Origin of the sequence: Lampropedia puyangensis, from assembly GCF_004833285.1 — a bacterium.
GTDB lineage: Bacteria > Pseudomonadota > Gammaproteobacteria > Burkholderiales > Burkholderiaceae_C > Lampropedia > Lampropedia puyangensis.
In genome coordinates this window covers 58,150-75,138 of record NZ_STFG01000011.1, presented here as the reverse complement: position 1 = coordinate 75,138, position 16,989 = coordinate 58,150, and the positions used below count along the sequence as shown (strand labels likewise).

Genomic DNA, 16,989 nt, shown 5'->3' with positions numbered 1-16,989 from the left:
CGGGGGGCGACTCGGGTGCAGCTATGCATCGGTGCGGCTCTTTCGTGTATCCACGCGGACGGGCCATGCGCGGCATTTGTGATCGCCTTTTCCTGAACCCACCTACTGCCTGAACGCATGTGTTCTTGTGTTTGTCATTTCAATGTCACATATTTTTTTGAGAATGGCGCGTTTCGCCTACCCCTTCAAGAAAATTTATGAAGTCCCCGCATTCCACTGCCCCTGTACCTGTTTCACGTGCGTCCTCGTTTGCGCTATGCGCGCTTGCCTTGGCTGCCATGCTGGCGTTGACCGCCTGCGGAGGGGGCTCTGATGATGGTGACGGCGATCAGCCTGAAACCATTGTGGTTCCTGCTGCACCGGTTGGCTTGGGGCGTGTTGACACGGCACCAGCGCCTGCCGCCACGATTCCGGTTGGTCGCACTGATGTGCCGTCACACCGTATCCATGCCGCTGTGGATGGTTCCAAACGTGGGGCCGTCAATGCGGGGGTGAATGTGATCGATGCGGCGACCGGTTATGCATTGAATAATGCGGGCTACCCGTCAGGATCTGGAGATTCTTGTTATGCAGATGAGACAACCAATCTCAGCATCCGCCCATTGAAAGGCTTCCTGGAGATATGGCAGCCGGTTACGCCGTATATGGATGCATACCAGAACCCACTGCCCGAAAGCAGCGTCACCACCAAGGAAGGGGTGACGTTCACCTGCCCATCCATACCGGTCACGAGTTGGAGCGGTATTCCAGGTGACGGTACAGATGGCGTGGTACTCAATGCCGCCTTGCATCAAGCTAATTTGGAATACTCGGGGCGGGTGACTGCCGCTGCGTACCGCACAGAAGACAAAGCGTTGGCCGCGTATCTGGATGATGTCCGTGGTAAAAACTATAGCGTCAGCACTGGGTTGGGCCCACTGGCTGCGCCTTGGCATGCGCTGGCCAAACAGCAATCCTATGTGGATACGATCCCTTCCTCTGGTTCTTGCCCCGATGGAAGCGATGGTCGCTATCCGTTTTGCAGTGCACCCGATGACGAGAAGTACAACGTTGGTGAAGGAGCAAGCCATAACATGGCCGATTCTGCCGCGCACAATCCAGAATTCGGCTTGGTCACCAATTTCATGCTGCGCGTAACCAATGACGGCACGGCATCGACCAATCCCGGTAAGTATTTTTACAAGTACGCCCGCCCATACCGTTGGTATGACGCAGGATTGAGCCCTGTGGCCATTACCGTTTCGCCCGGTTTGGAAAACGCCCGCAAGATACCAAGCAACAGCAGCGCCAACGACATCAGGAAAGACAGTGACTTCCCTAGCGGCCATACGGCAGAAGGGGTGCGCGGCGCCTATGCCTACGCTTACTTGGTTCCTCAGCGCTTTCAGCACATGCTGGCGCGTGGGTTGGAATTGGGTGATAACCGCATTGTGGCGGGAATGCATTCGGCATTGGCCGTTATTGGCGGGCGCATCAACGGGGAAATTGCTTCCTTGAACTTGATCAACCGAGTGCCGCAGCAAGAGCGTGAGGCTGCCTATGCCCAAGCACAGCAACACTTGCGCGCAGCAGTGGCTGCGGCCAACGGTGGCAACGCCAGTTTGATGACTGATGCAGGGTTTCTGGCTTACGCGCAGTCGAACGCGGGGAGCGGCGATGCCGGCCCGTTTGAGACACCTTATGCAAGCCATGCAGAAAACAAGGCGGAGTATCGCCGTCGTTTGACTTTCGGATTTACCCAGGACATGAGCAAAGCTGGCCGCCCTGCTGTGGTGCCTGAGGGCGCGGAAGTGTTGTTAGAGACGCGTTTGCCTTACTTGAGCGCTGAACAACGCCGAGTCGTGCTCAAAACCACTGCACTGGATTCTGGCTGGCCAGTACTGGACGATGAAGAAGGGTTTGGACGTTTGAATTTTTTCGATGCCGCTGATGGCTACGGTGCTTTTGATGGCGATGTGACAGTCCAGATGGATGCAAGTCTAGGAGGTTTCCATGCATCCGATACCTGGCGCAACGACATTACGGGTGTCGGTAAGTTGACTAAGCTGGGCTCAGGCACATTGGCGCTTGCGGGGAACAATCGTTTCAGTGGTGGCTTGATTGTTAGCGAGGGCGTTTTACAAGCGGCTGATGCGGATGCTTTGGGCGCCGGCATGGTATTTTTGAATGAATCGGGAACGCTTCGCTTGGATGCGGAGGGGGCTGCGGTCAAGGTCAATACTGATTATGTTCAAACCGGCCAGTCCACTTTGGAGGTCGTTCAGCGCAGTGGCCAGGAGCCTGCCTTGCTTGTGAATGGTAAGGCCGTGTTGGATGAAGGCAGTACGCTGCGAGTTCATTTCCCTGCAACAGTGCGTGCGGGCCAGAGCGTTCGTATTCTGTCAGCGGCAACCGTGCACGGGAAGTTCGGCAAGATTGAGCTCCCTGCTGGCATTGAGGCTACCGTGGCTTACGATGCAACTGGTGTGAGCATGAACATCAAGTAAGGTCGCGCATAAAAAAACGGGCGATGGTTGCCCATCACCCGTTATGAGATTGTTGTGCATCAACAGCGTTATGCGCCTGTTTGTGCAAACTGGAACTGCCCTGGTGCGTTGACCGGATCGACAGTCACATGGATCTCGCTCTTGGGCGGAAATTGGCCTTGCAGCAATGCTTTGGAGAGCGGATTTTCAATGCGCTGCTGGATGGCCCGTTTAAGTGGGCGGGCACCAAATACTGGGTCGAAGCCAACTTTGGCCAACTCAGTCAGTGCAGCATCCGAGACTTGCAAATGCAAGTCCATTTTCTCCAGGCGCGCTTGCAAGGTTGCCAGTTGAATGCGCGCAATCGACTCGATGTTTTTCGCATCCAGCGCGTGAAAGACCACGGTCTCATCAATGCGGTTGAGAAACTCTGGGCGGAAGTAATTCTTCAGCTCATCCCAGACGGCATCTTTGACTTCCTCATACGGCTGTCCACTCATCTCTTGAATGCGGTGCGAACCGATGTTGCTGGTCATGATGATGACGGTGTTCTTGAAGTCAACGGTGCGACCCTGTCCATCGGTCAGGCGTCCATCATCGAGCACTTGCAGCAGTACGTTGAAGACATCGGGGTGGGCTTTTTCCACCTCGTCGAGCAGCACCACGCTGTAGGGTTTGCGGCGCACGGCTTCGGTCAGGTAGCCGCCTTCGTCGTAACCCACATAGCCTGGCGGCGCGCCAATTAAACGGGCCACGGAGTGTTTCTCCATGAACTCGCTCATGTCGATGCGTATCAGGTGGTCTTCACTGTCGAACAAGAACCCTGCGAGCGCCTTGGTCAGCTCGGTCTTGCCCACGCCGGTGGGGCCTAAGAACAGGAACGAGCCCAGCGGCCGGTTCGGGTCAGACAGGCCCGAGCGCGAGCGGCGGATGGCATCGGCCACGGCATCCACAGCTTCGTTCTGGCCTACCACGCGCTGGTGCAGCGCATCTTCCATGTGCAGCAGTTTTTCGCGCTCGCCGGTCATCATTTTGCTGACCGGAATACCGGTGGCGCGGCTGACCACTTCGGCAATTTCTTCCGCGCCGACTTGCGTGCGCAGCAGCTTGTGAGCCACGGCAGTGCCATCGGCCGCATCTTCTTTGGCTTGGGCTTCGGCGAGTTGCTTTTCCAACGCGGGCAGTTTGCCGTATTGCAGCTCTGCCACTTTGTTGAAGTCGCCTTTGCGGGTAGCTTCTTGAATTTCAAAGCGCAGCTGGTCAACTTGTTTGCGGATATCGTCCGTGCCTTGGGCACTGGCTTTTTCGTTCTTCCAGATTTCGTCCAGGTCGGCGTATTCGCGCTCGGCGCGCACCAGCTCTTCCTCGATCAAGGCCAAGCGTTTTTGCGAAGCGTCGTCCAGCTCTTTCTTCATCGCTTCGCGCTCAATCTTGAGCTGGATGATGCGACGGTCGAGCTTGTCCATCACCTCCGGTTTGGAGTCGATTTCGATTTTGATCTTGGCTGCCGCCTCGTCGATCAAGTCAATGGCTTTATCGGGCAAGAAGCGGTCCGTGATGTAGCGGGCCGACAATTCAGCCGCCGCGACAATCGCAGGATCGGTGATGTCCACCCCGTGGTGCACTTCGTACTTCTCTTGCAGGCCGCGCAAGATGGCAATCGTGTCTTCCACCGAAGGCTCTTCGACCAGCACTTTTTGGAAGCGGCGTTCCAACGCAGCGTCTTTCTCGATGTACTTGCGGTATTCGTCCAAGGTAGTCGCGCCAATGCAATGCAGCTCGCCACGCGCAAGCGCAGGTTTGAGCATATTGCCAGCATCCATTGCGCCCTCGGCTTTGCCCGCACCGACCATAGTGTGGATTTCGTCGATGAAGAGGATGATGCGGCCTTCTTCTTGCGCCACTTCTTTGAGCACGGATTTGAGGCGCTCTTCAAACTCGCCGCGGAATTTGGCGCCCGCGAGCAAGCCTGCCATATCTAGCGACAGCACTTGCTTGTCTTTGAGCGTGTCAGGCACTTCGCCGTTGACGATGCGCTGTGCCAAACCCTCGACGATGGCGGTTTTGCCCACGCCGGGCTCACCGATGAGTACGGGATTGTTTTTGCTGCGGCGCTGCAGTACTTGAATGGCGCGGCGAATTTCGTCGTCGCGGCCAATGACGGGATCGACCTTGCCTTGGCGTGCGCGTTCGGTCAAATCGAGGGTGTATTTCTTCAATGCTTCGCGTTGCCCTTCTGCATCGGCGCTGTCTACGCCTTGGCCGCCGCGCACGGTCTCAATGGCCGCTTCCAGTGCTTTGCGGGTTAGGCCGTGTTCCTTGGCAATTTTGCCTGCGTCATCTTTGCTGTCGGTCAGCGCCAGCAAGAACAGTTCACTGGCAATGAATTGGTCTCCGCGCTTAATTGCTTCCTTTTCGGTGGCTTGCAATGCTTTGGCCAAGTCGGGGCCGACTTGCACTTCGTCTTGACCACTGACTTGTGGCAGGCGCTTGACGGCGGCATCGGCTGCTTGGGTCAATGCATTGACGTTGACGCCTGCGCGTTGCAACAAAGCGCGCGGGCCATCGTCTTGCTTGAGCATGGCTGCCAGCAAGTGAGCGGGCGTGATGTACTGATTGTCATTGCCCAAAGCCAACGATTGTGCGTCGCCCAAGGCCTCTTGAAATTTAGTGGTGAGTTTGTCGAGTCTCATGGATGAAAATCCTCCTGTAACTGAAGACAAAAATAAGGGTGCGTTGCTTACGATTCAAGTGAGTGAGTGGAAAAATAAGCGGATGTATGGACTGCTGGAGATCGAGCTGGCGCCCAGCTGAATGGAAAACGCAGCTTTAACATCCCCTCACTGTTTTGTTAGGAATCAAGTCCCTGATGATCAGTGATGTTCAGCGACGTCGTTCATATTGATGTGGGCATGATTTGGAACTGTGTTTCGGCAGAAAAACAAAATAGTTACAAAAAATAACAATTAAATCCTTGCCATACACTGGACGATGATTTTTATTGCAATCAAAATGCCAAAATACAACTGAATATCGCAACTTGATGGGTTAGCCAAATTCATCAATACCGATTTTGGATTAATTTGTTAAAAACTTCTGCATTGCGACGCAGTAAATAAATAGTTAATCACTCAATAGGTTTGTTGCTTTCACTGTTTGTATTGCATCGTCTTGATGGATTACCTCATTTATTAGTCTAGGAGAGTTAAATGGCAACCGCGAAAAAAACTGCTGCCAAACCCGCAACAACCAAAAAGGTCGCCGCTAAACCCGAAGTGACCAAAAAGAGCGCTGTCAAGGCGGAGGTAAAAGCCCCAGCGAAGAAAGTCATTGAGAAAAAGGCTGCTCCAGCTAAAAAAGCGGATGTGAAGAAAACAGAAGTGAAGGCCGTTGCGAAAAAAGTAGCTGCTAAAAAAGCCACTCCAGTTGCAGTCAAGGCTGCTCCAAAGAAGGCCACTGCTGCAGTGAAAAAGGCTCCTGCTGCTAAAGCTCCTGCCGTGAAAAAACCTGCAGCTAAACCTGCTGCCGCGAAAAAAGCAGTGGCAGCCAAGTCTCCAACCAAACCTGTTGCTAAAAAAGCAGGCGCGGTAAAGACAGCTGCAGCTGCTAAGGCAACTACAGCACCAGCCAAGAAAGTGGTCGCCAAAAAGGCCCCGACTGCAACGAAAGCTACGCCGGCTAAAACTGCTGCAAAGCCAGCCGCTAAAAAAGTGCCCGCCAAACCTGCAACTACCAAAGCGCCTGTTAAAACGCCTGCTAAGGCTCCAGTGGCGAAGAAAACACCCGCTGTGAAACCTGCGACTAAAGCTGCGGGTAAGCCTGCTGCCGCTAAAAAGCCAGCGACTGCCGCCAAACCAGTCGCCGCAGCCAAAAAGGCGGTAGCGGCTAAGCCTGCTGTTGTAGCTAAAAAACCTGCTGCTCCGAAAGCCACCAAATCAGCCGCCGCACCTAAAACCAAGCCTGCGGCCAAAACAACTTTGGCGACACAGGCTGCATGGCCTTTCCCTACAAGCAGCACCAAGCCCTGATCGCTTTTTTTGCTGGATGAACTAAGCCACCTTCGGGTGGCTTTTTTTGTTGCAAATCAAATGATTGGATAAATCACAGACGGTTGTTAATGCGTATGTAGTTTGAGTGCGATACGCGTTTAGTTGTGATTTTTTTCATCTAGGCTCTTGAAACTGTGCAATCCGGCCGTATCATTAGCACTCATAGCAGACGAGTGCTAGCAGCGCATCCAGCGAAGCATTAGCTGCTGATTCAAGAGGTCTGGACCCATGGGGACAAGGACCGTTTCATTGTTCAATTTTTATTTTGTTCTCAGGAGAGAAAAATGGCATTGCGTCCTTTGCACGATCGTGTGATCGTCAAGCGTTTGGAAAATGAAACCACCACAGCCTCTGGCATCGTGATCCCTGACAATGCAGCAGAGAAACCAGACCAAGGTGAAATTTTGGCTGTTGGCCCAGGTAAAAAGAACGACAAAGGTGATGTGATCGCTTTGGGCGTGAAAGTCGGAGATCGTGTTTTGTTTGGCAAATACAGCGGTCAATCCGTCAAGGTGGACGGTCAAGAAGTTCTGGTTCTGAAAGAAGACGACATTTTCGCTGTCGTTGAGAAGTAATTCAGCCTTTCTCTTTTAAGAATTAAACGCTGGTGCTTTAAAACAGTCGACAGGACAGTTGCAGCAGCGTGATTGTGAAATCAATATTTGGAGCTATTCAAAATGGCAGCTAAAGACGTAGTTTTCGGTACCGATGCACGTACACGCATCGTTGAAGGTGTGAATATTCTGGCTAACGCTGTGAAAACCACTTTGGGCCCTAAAGGCCGCAACGTGGTGTTGGAGCGTTCTTTCGGCGCCCCTACTGTGACCAAAGACGGTGTGTCCGTGGCTAAAGAAATCGAATTGAAAGACAAGCTGCAAAACATCGGTGCGCAGTTGGTCAAAGAAGTGGCCTCCAAAACCAACGACATCGCTGGTGACGGTACAACTACTGCGACAGTGTTGGCTCAAGCCATCGTTCGTGAAGGCTTGAAATACGTGGCAGCAGGCCACAGCCCAATCGAAGTTAAACGTGGCATTGACAAGGCTGTGATCGCTTTGGTTGAACAACTGAAAGCACAATCTAAAGCCATCACCACGTCCAAAGAAATCGCTCAAGTGGGTTCCATCTCCGCCAACAGCGATACCGATGTGGGCACCATCATTGCCGAAGCCATGGACAAAGTGGGCAAAGAGGGCGTGATCACTGTGGAAGAAGGCAAGTCGCTGCAAAACGAACTCGATGTGGTCGAGGGTATGCAGTTCGACCGTGGTTACCTGTCGCCTTACTTCATCAACAACCAAGAAAAACAAGTGGCTGTCTTGGACAACCCATTTGTTCTGTTGTTCGACAAGAAAATCAGCAACATCCGTGACTTGCTGCCTACTTTGGAACAAGTGGCCAAAGCCAGCCGTCCATTGTTGATCATTGCTGAAGACGTCGAAGGCGAAGCCTTGGCTACTTTGGTGGTCAACACCATCCGCGGTATCTTGAAAGTCGTGGCTGTTAAAGCCCCAGGCTTCGGTGACCGTCGTAAAGCTATCCTGGAAGACATCGCCATTTTGACTGGCGGTAAAGTGATCGCTGAAGAAGTGGGTCTGTCTTTGGAAAAAGTGACTTTGGCCGACCTGGGTCAAGCCAAAACCATCGAAATCGGCAAAGAAAACACCACCATCATCGATGGCGCTGGTGCAGCTGCTGACATCGAGGCACGCGTCAAACAGGTGCGCATCCAGATCGAAGAAGCCACTTCTGACTACGACCGCGAAAAACTGCAAGAGCGCGTGGCCAAACTGGCCGGCGGTGTTGCCGTGATCAAAGTGGGCGCAGCCACTGAAGTCGAAATGAAAGAGAAAAAAGCCCGCGTGGAAGATGCTCTGCACGCCACTCGCGCTGCGGTGGAAGAAGGCGTTGTGGCCGGTGGTGGCGTGGCTCTGCTGCGTGCCAAGGCTGCTGTGGCTGGCTCCATCAAAGGCGACAATGCTGAGCAAGAAGCCGGTATCAAGCTGATCTTGAAAGCCATTGAAGCGCCTTTGCGCGAAATCGTTGCCAATGCTGGTGGCGAGCCATCTGTGGTGGTGAACAAAGTGCTGGAAGGCTCTGGCAACTTCGGTTTCAATGCTGCCAACGATACGTATGGCGACATGCTGGAATTGGGTATTTTGGACCCAACTAAAGTGACACGTACAGCGTTGCAAAACGCCGCTTCTGTGGCGTCCCTGTTGTTGACTACAGAAGCCGTGATTGCTGAGGCGCCAAAAGACGAAGCAGCAGCTCCTGCTATGCCTGACATGGGCGGTATGGGTGGCATGGGCGGTTTCTAATCAGCAGCTAGCAAGATGGATGCGGTTATCTTTCGCATCTTTCATGCCTGTTCCCAAAGAAAACCCAGCCAGAAATGGCTGGGTTTTCTTTTTGTTCACCCATTTCGTTATGAGATGGATGGACGGGGGCGGCTAATTTTTTTCGCGGGCCAAATCAAACCCCATTTGCCAAAAATCAGCTTCTAACTGTGAAGCTTTGGAAAAAATAGCAACGATATCCAGAAAGCGGGCTTCAGTCAGTGCCCGGTCGGCGAGTTGTTGCATGTGGTTGATAGAGGCTTGAGCTGCTTGTTGAAAGCCTTCGCTGGCATATTCGCTGATCCATTCGCGGTATGGATGATTGGGATTTGCAGCTAGTGCTGGCGCGAGACGCCTTCCAATTTCTGCATAGCCAATCATGCAGGGTGCCAAAGCAACATGCAAATCAAGCAAGTCGCCACGCTGCCCACAATCGAGCACGTAACGGGTGTAGGCAATGGTCGCAGCATGCTCTGGGGCAGCGATTAGATCTGCCTTCTTTAGACCCCACCCTTCGCACAGCCGTATATGTAAATGCATTTCTCCCAAAATGGCATTGAGTCCGCCCTGAGCCAATTGCATGTCCTCAAGGGTTGGACTTTTGTAAATCGCCAATGCGTAGGCGCGGGCATATTGAATCAGGAATAAATAGTCCTGAATGAGATATTGCTGAAAAACGGCTTGAGCAAGGGTGCCGGCTTCCATTTGGCGGATGAATTCATGGTCAACATACCGTTGCCAATCTTCAATGGCTGCAGCCTTGATGCGCTCAAAAATAGCAGATGTATTCATGCTTTGTGCCCTGTTAATAGAGTGTTCTGGGTTTAATGGGGCACTTGGTATGCTTGGTCAAAAAAATTCAGTTCTAGGCCAACTGCTCGGCCAAAGAAATCGTGTGCGATGGCCTGTTGAGTCGGGCCGACGCGGTCCAGTTCGCTGCGCAGAAAGGCGACAAAATCATTGAAGAAAGCGTTGTCATGCAAGGTTACCCATTCGGCATGCACAAAGTCTTTGGGCAGCGGTTTGGTACCACGTGTAGCCCAATCCTGATACAGCCACTCGGCCACATTCAGAACAGCCAAAATGGCTGCATATTCGCGTGTTGCAGCAGCTTCGCGCATGATGGCCGAAAAGCCCTGCGTGGATGTTGTATCTGGGGTTTGCTCGCGCTGCGTTGGGGTTACACCAAGTGCTTCAAACGCACGTAAGAAGTAGGTGTTCTCATCGCCTGAAACCATGCCCGCAAAGCGGCCAAAGCGCAGGCGTGCTTCAAAGGTGTCGGCGGTGGCAATGGCCCCACCCAGAAGGGTCAAGAAACTGTCAAGGAAGCGATGGTCTTGAATCAGGTATTGCGCCATCACAGGCTGCGGCACTGTGCCTGCAAAAATCTCTTGTACAAACCGATGCCCAACGGCATCTTCCCATGTTTGAAAATTGGCTTGGCGCAATTGTTCGGTGAAACGCTGGACAGTGGTGTTGGGCACGGCTGGCTCCTAGAAGGTGGTTGAATGGGTTCTCAAGAACCTTCTCAGAGGAGCATGCAAAGCCAAAAACATTGGGCCTAGCTGGGCTAGTCCATTGGTGCAATTTGGCAGTAAAGGGATGCGGTCGCGTGGTGAACATCCGTCCCTTCGCCGGCATGATCCGGAGCAGGTTCAAAGGGTCACTGTGCTGCGCGGCCATGTGCGGCTGTGGTGCGTAACAGTCTCTCAGCCCCTTGGCGGGACTCCCCTCGGTTGGTGCGTTGGGCCTTGGCGCAGCGCTGGACGATCATACCGCAGAGCAGAGGTTGCATAGGCGACTGAGGATTCTTGTTGCGCAAGCTACGATGGTACTTTCATTCTTGTTCTGGGTAGGTTGTCACCATGTCTTTGCGCAACACTTTGAGCTTTCTTCTCTACGATTGGCTGCAGGTTGAGCAGTTGAGCCAGCGCGCGCGCTATGCAGACCATTCGCGCGAAACCTTTGAGGCAGTTTTCGACACGTGTGAGCGCATTGCTGTAGAGAAATATGCGCCATTTAACCGTTTGGTTGATACCCAAGAACCGCACTTTGATGGTGAGAAAGTGGTGCTGCCACAAGCCACTTATGAGGCTCGTAAAGCCTATGCGGAATCAGGCATGCTGAGCGCTGCACAGGACTACGAATTGGGGGGTATGCAGTTGCCATTTGTGGTGGATTCTGCGGCAAACACTTTTTTTGCCAAAGCTTCCATCAGCATTGGCTCCAACATGCTTACAACAGGTAATGCCAACTTGCTGATGGCCCACGGCACGGCACTGCAAAAACAAGTATTTGCGCACAACGAATTCAATGGTCGATTCACTGGCACCATGTGTTTGTCCGAACCCCAGGCAGGCTCCTCACTTAGTGATGTGGCAACCCGTGCAGAGCCTGATGGACCAGACTACGAAGCTGACCCCTTAGGGCCACGCTACCGTTTGCGTGGCAACAAAATGTGGATTTCCTCTGGCGACCATGAGCTGTCTGAAAACATTGTTCATTTGGTATTGGCTAAAGTGCCCGATGCCAATGGCAAGTTGGTGCCAGGCGTCAAGGGCATATCTTTGTTTGTCGTGCCCAAGAAAATGGTGGATACGCAAGGGCAGCTCACGGGGGAGCGCAACGATGTGGTCTTAGCCGGTTTAAACCACAAACTAGGCTGGCGTGGAACGACAAATACTTTGCTCAATTTCGGTGAGGGCAAATACCCAGTACGCGGTGCAGCAGGGGCGATTGGTTACCGCGTGGGTAACGTGGGCGATGGCTTGCGTTGCATGTTCCATATGATGAACGAGGCGCGCATTGCTATTGGGATGGCCGCGACCATGCTGGGTTTTGCAGGTTACGAGGCCAGTTTGGAGTACGCCAAGAACCGTCCTCAGGGGCGGCCGCTAGGGGCTGGCGGCAAAGATGCAGCTGCGCCGCAAGTGCCCATCATCGCCCATGCTGATGTGCGCCGTATGTTGTTGGCGCAAAAGGCCTACACCGAAGGGGCTCTGGCGCTGAATTTACTGGCCGCGCGTTTGGTGGATGAGCAGCACACTGGAGATGCTCCAAGCGCTGCAGAGGCGCAATTACTGCTGGAAGTATTGACCCCCATTGCTAAAAGCTGGCCAAGCGAATGGTGTTTGGAGGCCAACTCGTTGGCCATTCAGATTCATGGCGGCTATGGCTATACACGCGACTTCCCGGTGGAACAATATTGGCGCGATAACCGCCTGAACATGATCCATGAAGGGACGCACGGCATACAAGCCAATGACTTATTAGGGCGCAAAGTGCGCATGCAAGACGGTGCTGGATTGAAGCTGCTGACACAGCGTATGAAGGCCACTGCCGAGCAGGCTAAGCAGTGGCCTGCATTGGCCGATTTTGCAGGACAGTTGACGCAAGCATGGGATCAAGTGTTGCACACCACAGCGTTGGCATGGCAATGGAATGACGCCAATCGTAGCTTGGCCAATGCGGTGCCCTATATGCAGGCCTTTGGTCATGTGGTGCTGGCTTGGATTTGGTTGGATGTGGTGTGCGCAGTGCAGACGCGTTCAGATGCTCAGTTAGATGCAGCCGCGCAAGGGCGTATGGCATGCGCACAATTTTTCTTTCATTACGAGCTGCCAAAAATTGGCGCGTGGCTACAAGTGGTACAAACGGGCGATACCACTTTTGTAGACCTGATTGAAGAAGGATTTTGAACCATGACCACCCTCAAACACATTGTGATGTGGAAGTTGCACGAACACGCCGAAGGCGCAGACAAGGCTACTAATGTGCGTCTGATGAAAGACAAGTTGCTGGCTTGTGCCCAGCTTTCTTCTGGCACTTTGCGTTTTGAGGTGGTGACTGCGCAAGAGGCGCATGCGCAGGGTTTGGAGGCCACTTACGACATTGTGTTGTTCAGTGAATTTACCGATAAGGCTGCACTGGATGCTTATGCGGAACATCCACAGCATGTAGCTTTGAAGGGCTTTATTGGCGCCATTCGCGAATCGCGCCAGTGCATGGATTGGGAGTCCTGATCCATGTATTCATAAACCATGTGTACAGCGCCAGTGCACATGGTTTGTTGATGGCCCGCATTTGATTTTGACAATGACAAGGAGACACAAATCATGACCCATCGTACTGTTCAGCAGCTATTTAACCTCAGTGGCAAAACTGCCTTGGTGACAGGGGGCTCGCGTGGCCTGGGGCTGCAAATGGCGCATGCCTTGGGCGAAGCCGGGGCCAAGGTGCTCATCAGCTCGCGCAAAGCGGCTGATTTGGAGGAGGCTACTGCGGAGCTCAAAGCCGCAGGCATTGATGCACAGTGGCTGGCTGCTGACGCGGCCAAACCGCAGGATATTGAGCGCCTGGCCCGGCATGCCAAAGACCAGTTGGGCGAGATTGATGTTCTGATCAACAATGCAGGTGCGACATGGGGGGCGCCTGCAGAGGAGCATCCACTCCAAGCTTGGGATAAGGTCATGAACCTGAATATTCGGGGCTATTTCTTGCTTAGCCAGCAAGTGGCCAAACTGAGCATGCTGCCGCGTCAATCGGGGCGCATCATCAATTTGGCTTCGATTGCGGGACTGGGCGGCAACCCGCCGGAGATGCAAACGATTGCCTACAACACCTCTAAGGGGGCGGTTCTGAATTTCACCCGCGCGCTGGCGGCGGAGTGGGGCGGACGGGGCATTCGCGTGAATGCGATTTGCCCAGGATTCTTCCCCAGCAAAATGACGCTCGGCACGCTCAAAGCCATGGGTGGGGATGAGGCTGTTGCAGCGAAATCCCCGCTCAAACGTTTGGGCGATGACGAAGATCTCAAAGGTATTACGCTGCTGTTTGCATCGGATGCGGGCAAGCACATCACAGGCCAATGGTTGGCCGTTGATGGTGGGGTAAGCATCCTCAGTGGCGGTTAACAAAGGAATTTTAGGAATGAGTGCTGCGCGCGGTTTGACAGTCCCTTTTATTGACCATTTAGGCATTGAGTTTGTGCGTTATGGGCAAGGCGAATCGCATTTGCGTATGGTTCCCAAGCCAGAACATTTCAATGGCTTTGCCATGGCCCATGGCGGTGTAGTGATGACGCTTTTGGATGTGACGATGGCGTTTGCTGCGCTTGAGCCCGAGCAGCCTGATGTGGGCGCAATTACAGTGGAGATGAAAACCACGTTTTTGCGGCCATCAAAAGGAACGTTGAATGGGTATGGCAAGGTGGTTCACCGCACGAAAAGTTTGGTCTTCATTGAGGCGACTGTCTGCAACGAGGCCGGCGATATCAGTGCCAAAGCCAGTGGCACCTTTGTGCTCAAACAACGCCCAGCCAGTGCGTCAGCAGCAGCTGTGAGTAACCATTAAGTACGCAAAGGCTATTCGATGACAGTCCAAGAAGAAAAAGTGACGCCTTGCGTTGTACTGGATCATATTGCCGTTGCTGCTCCCTCTTTGGAGCAGGGTGTGCAGTGGGTGGAATCAGTTCTAGGGGTGCGCCCACAACCTGGCGGGCAGCACCCTCGTATGGGTACGCACAATGCATTGTTGCGGTTGGGCCCAAGCCTATACCTCGAAGTCATTGCCCCCCAAGCGGGTGTTCCTGCACCAGCGCAGCCGCGTTGGTTTGCACTTGATACGTTGCCATCAGATGCGCCTCCCCGACTGGCCATGTGGGTGTTACGCACAAATGCAATTGCGCAAACTATCGGTGCCGCCAGCGAGCCATTAGGGCCTGTGCAGGCCATGAGTCGTGGCGAGCGTCGATGGCAGATCACGATTCCGGCTGATGGCTCCATTCCTGTCGATGGTGTGGGGCCTGCCGTGATTGAGTGGGAGGCCGGCCTGCCGCACCCAGCCGAAGGCTTGTCTGACCAAGGGTTGTCCTTGCAAAGGTTGCGCATTGCACACCCTCAGCCGCAGCGTTTGGCGCACTTGGCCCAGTCCCTTGGGCTGCAGCAAGACAGTGCGATGCCAGTGCTGACATGGGAGGCGTGTGCGCATCAGCAGCCCTTTTTGACAGCAGAGATCATGACCGCGCAGGGCCTGCGCGTAATGCGTTGTGCTGTTGGTAGCGGGCATTGATGCGAAGTCGGCTGTGTTTATGTTTTTTCTCGTTTGATTCTCTTCCCTTTTAAGGAGACACCCATGCCTAAAAATCGCCAAATGTTGCTGGACAACCGCCCTCAAGGTGAGGCCAGCGCCAGTAACTTCAAACTGGTTGAGACAGACACACCGGCCCTGCAAGAGGGGCAGGTGTTGGTGCGCCACCATTACCTGAGTCTGGACCCCTACATGCGCGGGCGCATGAATGAATCGAAGAGTTATGCCGCTTCGCAGGCATTGGGGGAAGTCATGATTGGTGGCACGGTCGGGGAAGTGGTGGAGAGCCGCCATCCTGACTACGCCGTAGGCAACCACGTGGTGGGCATGGGCGGTTGGCAAGAGTACAGCGTGGTCAATGCCAATGAACCCGGCATGATGCGTAAAGTGGATACCAGCCGTGTGCCCTTGTCCGCCTACTTGGGCGCAGTGGGCATGCCTGGCGTGACCGCCTATTACGGCTTGGTGCACATCATTGATCCCAAACCTGGCCAAACAGTGACAGTGACAGCGGCATCGGGGGCTGTGGGGAGCGCCTATGCGGCACTGGCGAAGGCGCGCGGTTGCAGAGTGGTTGGCATTGCAGGAGGGCCAGACAAATGCCGCTATGCAGAGCAAGAGTTAGGTTTTGATGCCTGTCTCGATTACCGAGCTTACAACAGTGATGTGTATGCCTTGGCCAAGGCACTGAAGGAAGTTTGCCCCGATGGTATCGATGGCCATTTTGAAAACGTGGGCGGATGGATCATGGATGCCATCATGCTGCGCGCCAATGCCTTCTCGCGCATAGCGCTGTGCGGCATGATCGCAGGCTACGATGGCCAACCTATTCCCATGGCCAACCCCGCGTTGATGCTGATCAACCGCATGCGGGTAGAGGGGTTCATCGTCAGTGAGCACATGCAGGTCTGGCCTGCGGCATTGAAGGAGTTGGGTGAATTGGTGGCTACCGGCAAGCTGCGCGCCCGAGAATCTATTGCACAAGGGCTGGAGTCTGCTCCAGACGCATTCCTGGGCATGCTCAAAGGCCAGAACTTTGGCAAGCAATTGGTCAAGTTGATCTGACCGCATCCGGGAGAGGTTCCCGTGTGCATTGAGACAAACAACAGGAGACAAAACACATCATGCAGAATTTTCAAGGAAAAACAGCGGTATTGACGGGTGCAGGTTCAGGCTTCGGGCTTGAGTGCGCGCGCATTGGGGCTGCACGGGGCATGCACCTGGTGCTCCTGGATGTACAGCAAGATGCGCTAGACCGGGCCGTTGCCGAGTTGCAACTTATCGTGGCTGCCTATGGCGGCACTATTTTGGCGCGGGTCGTAGATGTAGCCAATGCGGCTGCCATGCAGGCCTTGGCACAGGACGTGCAGTTGCAGCTGGGCGCGCCGCATTTGGTGTTTAACAACGCAGGCGTATCGGCAGGTGGTTTGGTCTGGGAAAACACCCCCGCTGAGTGGAGTTGGGTAATGGGGGTGAATGTGATGGGTGTAGTGCACGGGGTGCATTACTTCACCCCCATGATGCTGGCTGCAGCCAAAGCCGATCCCCAATGGCAAGGGCATATCGTCAATACCGCCAGCATGGCTGGGTTACTGACACCGCCCAACATGGGAATTTACAACGTCAGCAAACATTCTGTGGTTGCTTTGACCGAGACTCTGTACCAAGACTTGAAGCTGGTGACAGACCAGATATCGGCCAGCGTGTTGTGCCCTTATTTCGTGCCAACCGGCATTGCCAATAGTGAGCGTAATCGGCCACACACGTTGGCGGGCCAAAAGCCCACACAAAGCCAGTTGGTGGGCGATGCCATGGGTAAAAAAGCAGTGCAGTCCGGCAAGGTCACTGCGGCTGAAGTCGCGCAGAAAGTGTTCGATGCGGTAGAGCACCGGCACTTTTATATCTACAGCCATCCTCAAGCTTTGGGGGCCGTGCAGGTGCGGCTCGAAGATGTGGTGCAAGGGCGCAACCCTACCGATCCTTTCGCACACAAGCCTGAGTTGGGCGAGCAATTGCGCCAGCAGTTGCGTAGCTGAGGGCGTGTCAAGG

General features: G+C 54.0%; 15 protein-coding genes and 1 riboswitch. Of the genes, 11 read left to right on the top strand and 4 right to left on the bottom strand.

Going from position 1 to position 16,989, the window contains the following annotated elements:
• Window positions 1-197: 197 nt before the first annotated feature.
• Window positions 198-2,486, top strand: coding sequence for an autotransporter-associated beta strand repeat-containing protein (locus E9531_RS10900; RefSeq protein WP_136573790.1), 2,289 nt, complete (start codon window positions 198-200; stop codon window positions 2,484-2,486).
• Between the two features lie 68 nt (window positions 2,487-2,554).
• Here E9531_RS10900 and clpB read toward each other — a convergent pair whose 3' ends face one another.
• Entirely contained in the window at window positions 2,555-5,158 is a 2,604-nt protein-coding gene (gene clpB, locus E9531_RS10895; protein ID WP_136573789.1) for an ATP-dependent chaperone ClpB, read from the bottom strand.
• Between clpB and E9531_RS17920 the strand changes: the two genes are divergently transcribed.
• The gene (locus E9531_RS17920; protein ID WP_280177191.1) at window positions 5,157-5,279 is read left to right on the top strand and encodes a hypothetical protein; all 123 of its coding nucleotides are present in this window, start codon (window positions 5,157-5,159) and stop codon (window positions 5,277-5,279) included. The two genes, clpB and E9531_RS17920, sit on opposite strands and share 2 nt — an antisense overlap.
• A gap of 391 nt (window positions 5,280-5,670) precedes the next feature.
• Here the strand turns inward: E9531_RS17920 and E9531_RS17915 are convergent, their stop codons facing one another.
• Window positions 5,671-6,486 (bottom strand): hypothetical protein, encoded by an 816-nt coding sequence (locus E9531_RS17915; RefSeq protein ID WP_158291765.1) that lies wholly within the window; start codon window positions 6,484-6,486, stop codon window positions 5,671-5,673.
• A 312-nt stretch (window positions 6,487-6,798) separates the two neighbouring features.
• Here E9531_RS17915 and E9531_RS10885 point away from each other — a divergent pair, with 312 nt between their 5' ends.
• On the top strand, window positions 6,799-7,089 hold the full coding sequence (locus E9531_RS10885) for a co-chaperone GroES (RefSeq protein ID WP_136573787.1): 291 nt from the start codon (window positions 6,799-6,801) through the stop codon (window positions 7,087-7,089).
• Between the two features lie 102 nt (window positions 7,090-7,191).
• Window positions 7,192-8,835, top strand: a complete 1,644-nt coding sequence (gene groL / locus E9531_RS10880) for a chaperonin GroEL (protein WP_136573786.1) — start codon at window positions 7,192-7,194, stop codon at window positions 8,833-8,835.
• A 132-nt stretch (window positions 8,836-8,967) separates the two neighbouring features.
• On the opposite strand, the gene tenA is transcribed toward groL, so the two are convergent.
• Window positions 8,968-9,645: a thiaminase II gene (gene tenA, locus E9531_RS10875; protein ID WP_136573785.1), complete on the bottom strand. Its 678-nt coding sequence runs from the start codon at window positions 9,643-9,645 to the stop codon at window positions 8,968-8,970.
• 32 nt (window positions 9,646-9,677) lie between these two features.
• Window positions 9,678-10,337: a TenA family protein gene (locus E9531_RS10870; RefSeq protein ID WP_136573784.1), complete on the bottom strand. Its 660-nt coding sequence runs from the start codon at window positions 10,335-10,337 to the stop codon at window positions 9,678-9,680.
• Between the two features lie 125 nt (window positions 10,338-10,462).
• A riboswitch (TPP riboswitch) is annotated at window positions 10,463-10,596 on the bottom strand.
• A 122-nt stretch (window positions 10,597-10,718) separates the two neighbouring features.
• Here E9531_RS10870 and E9531_RS10865 point away from each other — a divergent pair.
• The 7 genes from E9531_RS10865 to E9531_RS10835 all read left to right on the top strand — a co-directional run bounded on the left by E9531_RS10865 (window position 10,719) and on the right by E9531_RS10835 (window position 16,976).
• Window positions 10,719-12,551, top strand: a complete 1,833-nt coding sequence (locus E9531_RS10865) for an acyl-CoA dehydrogenase (protein WP_136573783.1) — start codon at window positions 10,719-10,721, stop codon at window positions 12,549-12,551.
• Between the two features lie 3 nt (window positions 12,552-12,554).
• The gene (locus tag E9531_RS10860; protein ID WP_136573782.1) at window positions 12,555-12,875 is read left to right on the top strand and encodes a Dabb family protein; all 321 of its coding nucleotides are present in this window, start codon (window positions 12,555-12,557) and stop codon (window positions 12,873-12,875) included.
• A 93-nt stretch (window positions 12,876-12,968) separates the two neighbouring features.
• Entirely contained in the window at window positions 12,969-13,766 is a 798-nt protein-coding gene (locus E9531_RS10855; protein ID WP_136573781.1) for an SDR family oxidoreductase, read from the top strand.
• Between the two features lie 16 nt (window positions 13,767-13,782).
• A complete protein-coding gene (locus E9531_RS10850) occupies window positions 13,783-14,205 on the top strand; it encodes a PaaI family thioesterase (protein WP_136573780.1) in 423 nt (140 codons plus the stop codon).
• Between the two features lie 18 nt (window positions 14,206-14,223).
• The gene (locus E9531_RS10845; RefSeq protein WP_136573779.1) at window positions 14,224-14,922 is read left to right on the top strand and encodes a VOC family protein; all 699 of its coding nucleotides are present in this window, start codon (window positions 14,224-14,226) and stop codon (window positions 14,920-14,922) included.
• 63 nt (window positions 14,923-14,985) lie between these two features.
• Complete coding sequence (locus E9531_RS10840) at window positions 14,986-16,005, top strand: NADP-dependent oxidoreductase (RefSeq protein ID WP_136573778.1); 1,020 nt, start codon at window positions 14,986-14,988, stop codon at window positions 16,003-16,005.
• A 56-nt stretch (window positions 16,006-16,061) separates the two neighbouring features.
• On the top strand, window positions 16,062-16,976 hold the full coding sequence (locus tag E9531_RS10835) for an SDR family oxidoreductase (protein WP_136573777.1): 915 nt from the start codon (window positions 16,062-16,064) through the stop codon (window positions 16,974-16,976).
• Window positions 16,977-16,989 lie beyond the last annotated feature (13 nt).

What these genes read in the sequence shown, in the direction of transcription:
- E9531_RS10900 (WP_136573790.1), top strand. Translation starts at nt 198, where the DNA reads ATGAAGTCCCCGCATTCCACTGCCCCTGTACCTGTTTCACGTGCGTCC.
- E9531_RS17920 (WP_280177191.1), top strand. Translation starts at nt 5,157, where the DNA reads ATGGATGAAAATCCTCCTGTAACTGAAGACAAAAATAAGGGTGCGTTG.
- clpB (WP_136573789.1), bottom strand. Translation starts at nt 5,158, where the DNA reads ATGAGACTCGACAAACTCACCACTAAATTTCAAGAGGCCTTGGGCGAC.
- E9531_RS10885 (WP_136573787.1), top strand. Translation starts at nt 6,799, where the DNA reads ATGGCATTGCGTCCTTTGCACGATCGTGTGATCGTCAAGCGTTTGGAA.
- groL (WP_136573786.1), top strand. Translation starts at nt 7,192, where the DNA reads ATGGCAGCTAAAGACGTAGTTTTCGGTACCGATGCACGTACACGCATC.
- tenA (WP_136573785.1), bottom strand. Translation starts at nt 9,645, where the DNA reads ATGAATACATCTGCTATTTTTGAGCGCATCAAGGCTGCAGCCATTGAA.
- E9531_RS10865 (WP_136573783.1), top strand. Translation starts at nt 10,719, where the DNA reads ATGTCTTTGCGCAACACTTTGAGCTTTCTTCTCTACGATTGGCTGCAG.
- E9531_RS10860 (WP_136573782.1), top strand. Translation starts at nt 12,555, where the DNA reads ATGACCACCCTCAAACACATTGTGATGTGGAAGTTGCACGAACACGCC.
- E9531_RS10855 (WP_136573781.1), top strand. Translation starts at nt 12,969, where the DNA reads ATGACCCATCGTACTGTTCAGCAGCTATTTAACCTCAGTGGCAAAACT.
- E9531_RS10850 (WP_136573780.1), top strand. Translation starts at nt 13,783, where the DNA reads ATGAGTGCTGCGCGCGGTTTGACAGTCCCTTTTATTGACCATTTAGGC.
- E9531_RS10845 (WP_136573779.1), top strand. Translation starts at nt 14,224, where the DNA reads ATGACAGTCCAAGAAGAAAAAGTGACGCCTTGCGTTGTACTGGATCAT.
- E9531_RS10840 (WP_136573778.1), top strand. Translation starts at nt 14,986, where the DNA reads ATGCCTAAAAATCGCCAAATGTTGCTGGACAACCGCCCTCAAGGTGAG.